This is a genomic window from Vibrio sp. 10N.222.46.A1 (genome assembly GCF_041473595.1).
In the GTDB taxonomy this organism is placed as follows: domain Bacteria; phylum Pseudomonadota; class Gammaproteobacteria; order Enterobacterales; family Vibrionaceae; genus Vibrio; species Vibrio tasmaniensis_A.
Genome location: NZ_JBFRSN010000551.1, coordinates 1 through 2,974, shown reverse-complemented (window position 1 = coordinate 2,974; position 2,974 = coordinate 1). Strand labels below are relative to the sequence as shown.

Annotated in this window: 5 protein-coding genes and 1 pseudogene; 2 read left to right on the top strand and 4 right to left on the bottom strand. The window is 44.9% G+C overall.

Annotation, left to right across the window (positions count from 1 at the left end):
• Positions 1 to 210, top strand: a pseudogene (locus AB4496_RS15675) (Bcr/CflA family drug resistance efflux transporter); the annotation flags it as partial.
• A gap of 102 nt (positions 211 to 312) precedes the next feature.
• Positions 313 to 594 (top strand): hypothetical protein, encoded by a 282-nt coding sequence (locus AB4496_RS15670; protein WP_009848181.1) that lies wholly within the window; start codon positions 313 to 315, stop codon positions 592 to 594.
• Between the two features lie 85 nt (positions 595 to 679).
• Here AB4496_RS15670 and AB4496_RS15665 read toward each other — a convergent pair whose 3' ends face one another.
• From AB4496_RS15665 to AB4496_RS15650, 4 genes are all read right to left on the bottom strand, one after another.
• Complete coding sequence (locus AB4496_RS15665; RefSeq protein WP_009848182.1) at positions 680 to 1,138, bottom strand: DoxX family protein; 459 nt, start codon at positions 1,136 to 1,138, stop codon at positions 680 to 682.
• A gap of 1 nt (position 1,139) precedes the next feature.
• Complete coding sequence (locus AB4496_RS15660) at positions 1,140 to 1,907, bottom strand: DNA-binding domain-containing protein (RefSeq protein WP_009848183.1); 768 nt, start codon at positions 1,905 to 1,907, stop codon at positions 1,140 to 1,142.
• Complete coding sequence (locus AB4496_RS15655) at positions 1,904 to 2,764, bottom strand: DUF692 domain-containing protein (protein ID WP_009848184.1); 861 nt, start codon at positions 2,762 to 2,764, stop codon at positions 1,904 to 1,906. The genes AB4496_RS15660 and AB4496_RS15655 overlap by 4 nt, the downstream gene beginning before the upstream one ends.
• A gap of 64 nt (positions 2,765 to 2,828) precedes the next feature.
• The coding region (locus tag AB4496_RS15650; protein WP_372131322.1) for a DUF2282 domain-containing protein at positions 2,829 to 2,974 on the bottom strand (146 nt) is incomplete at its 5' end.

Genomic DNA, 2,974 nt, shown 5'->3' with positions numbered 1-2,974 from the left:
GAACCTTTCGGTGACCGTGCGGGCACAGCTGCTGCACTGCTTGGCTTGTTCCAAATGAGTGGCTCAGGGCTGCTTGTTGGTACCATGCAACGCCTTGATTTAACGTCTCAAGTGATGATTGCGCTGCAAATGTTCCTTATTGTTCCTGCGTTGTTAGTGCTTGCGAGCAAAGCAGGCAAGTCGTGGCACACGACGTTTGCTAAGGCGTAAGTCTCAAGGGTGACAAAATATACAAATGGCGGTTTGCGAAACGTTAAAACATGGTATATTTGTCACTCATTGAAACGTTAGTCCCCAACGGAAAATACTGTAATGTCATTAACAACCTACGAAATGGCGCGCGTCTTAGAACAAATGGAAGATGCACCTGAAAAGGTCATGTTTGGTAAATTGCTTAAAGAGCTAGGCAACCAAAGTGAAGAGCGTATTCGCAGTGCGGCAAAACAAGTTCCAATCGATACTTTGCGAGACATCATTTACCAATTTCAGCGTGTGGTAGAGTCTCGTAAGGGTGAGCAGGTTCAGCTACTAGCAAAAGAGCTAGCCGAGCAAGGTATCTCTGCTGAAGAGCTACAAGCTTTTCTGAATAAGTAGTTTATCCCAGTTAAAAAGAAACCACTCAATTGAGTGGTTTTTTGCATTTTGGGGTATATCAATTTAGTGCGAATGAAAGTTCGTTCTAACCTCTAAACTGCGCTTTCAAAATTCTATCAAGTGAGAATGGCCCAGCGCCCCATACGACAACGATAAGAATCATTAATCCCCACAACTGATGATCATAGAAGCCTTGCGCCCATAACACTGGGTAAGACACAACCGCAATGATATTGAAAACGAACAGCACCGCTGCCATAGGTCGTGTTAATAGACCAAGCGCTAAGAATACCGGCAGAATCAATTCAGCTGCGGTGCCCATGTAGGCGGCTAACTCCCAAGGTAACAGTGGCACTTGGTATTCCAACTCAAACAAGTAAAGGGTGCTATCCCAAGTCGCTATCTTGGTTAGGCCAGAATTAAAGAATACCCACGCTACCCATAGGCGACAAAATAGCAGTAGCACCGGAACAAAGAGTGCTTGTGATTTCTCAATCAAACTGTCGTATTGAGCCATCATGTTTGTGACTGTGTTGTTATCCATATTATGTCTCCAATTCGGCATTGATTGAAAAGCCTGAGATGACGTTAAGCGCCATGACAGTATTCAGATGTTGTAGTAATGAAGGGGCTATCGCTACGAGCATTTGGCCTGATTGAAATTCGCGAAGTAGCTGATGGCATTCTTCACTCAAGTGATGACTATCAATCTGAGAATTATCGGCTCGTATTAACACCCCAAACTCAGGTTGGTTGATGTCTAACCCATCGAGTTGTTGCTGATAGATAGCGCGTTCAAGCGCGATAATCGTATAGTTAGAATTAATGAGCGTTATTGAATCTTTGAGATGAAAGACTAAAGCGCCTTGTTGCTCTGGTGGCACATCAGCTAAACCAGCAAGAGGACGTTGGTCGGCTTTTGATTCTGAAACGCTTCTCATCAAGCTGTCTTTGTTCCATTCATAAATAGCCACTTCGCAAAGGTAAGGTGCAGCCTCAATAACCGCAGGAAAGGCTTGGATGGTTTGTTCAAAGTGTTCACCGTAACCACTGACATCACCAGAGGTTAATGGATAACTTAAGACATGTTGACGAGCCATCTGTTGGAAGCACTCTTCGCCGACTAACATCTCGGTAAGTGGGTAGGTTGCAGCGAGTACCTCACTCAAGCTAATCACAAAGTTATTGCGATAAATCTGGATGCGCTGTTCATCAGTAAAGTGGTCGCTCACTATATCGCAATGCTCACCACTGTTTTGGTAGCGTAGGGCGTTAGCAAACTCTGATTGAACATCAGATAGGGAGTAGCTCATGATGCGCGACTCCTTTGATTGAACTTGTCGTGTTGATACAAGATGTCACTGGCTTTGGTTGCTTCAGCCAATAAGACTTGTGGCTCTGGGATATCTAGATCCCACTCAATCAAGGTATGGCGAGAGCTGTGCTTTGCTATCCACTGAGTATAAAGTTGCCACACTTCATCACAGACAGGTTTACTGTGGGTGTCTATCCAGATCTCACCTTGCTCGAGTTTCTTCTTAGTGAAACCTGCCAAGTGAATCTCTTCCACTTTGTCTGCCGGTATTCCACTTAGATACTCTTCACAGCTGAAGCCATGATTAAAAGATGAGACAAAAATATTATTGAAATCGAGCAGTAGACGACACTCGGTGCGCCTCTGTACCTCGGCTAAAAACTCCCACTCTGGGATGGTTGAATGCTTGAAGGCAAGGTAGCTCGATGGGTTCTCAATCAGCATAGGGCGTTGCAGGCTGTCTTGTACCTCGATGACATTGCGACAAAAGACCTCTAGCGCTTCTTCGGTATAAGGCAGCGGTAACAAGTCATTGAAGTAATGACCACTTGCCTGACTCCAACTGAGATGATCAGAAACTAAGAAGGGTTCGATATCATCAATGAGCTCTTTTAATTGCACAAGATGATGTTGGTTGATGCGCTCAACAGAACCTAGCGACAACCCAACACCGTGACAACTGATGTTGTGTGCGTGACGAATTTCTCTGAGTTGTTGGCGTTGCGGTGATTGAGCTAAGAAGTAGTTCTCGCTGTGAACTTCTAACCAACTTACTAAGGCTGGATTTTGGCTAAAGAAGTCCAAGTGCGGTGTTCTAAGGCCAACCCCTGCGTTGGGGTGAAGAGTTTGAGTCACAACGATTCTCCTAACAAGAAGTGGAGGTGAGCTGAATGCCAGCTCACCATACTAAGCAGCTCAATTATGATGATTGAGTATTACCACCTGATAATTTGCCACATAGTCCTTTAGGAACGACCACGAATGCATCGGATTGGTTGTCTTCTTTTGCTGTACCCGCACATGAACTTGTTTTGGTTGCACAATCATTTTGGCCAGCTTTTGCCA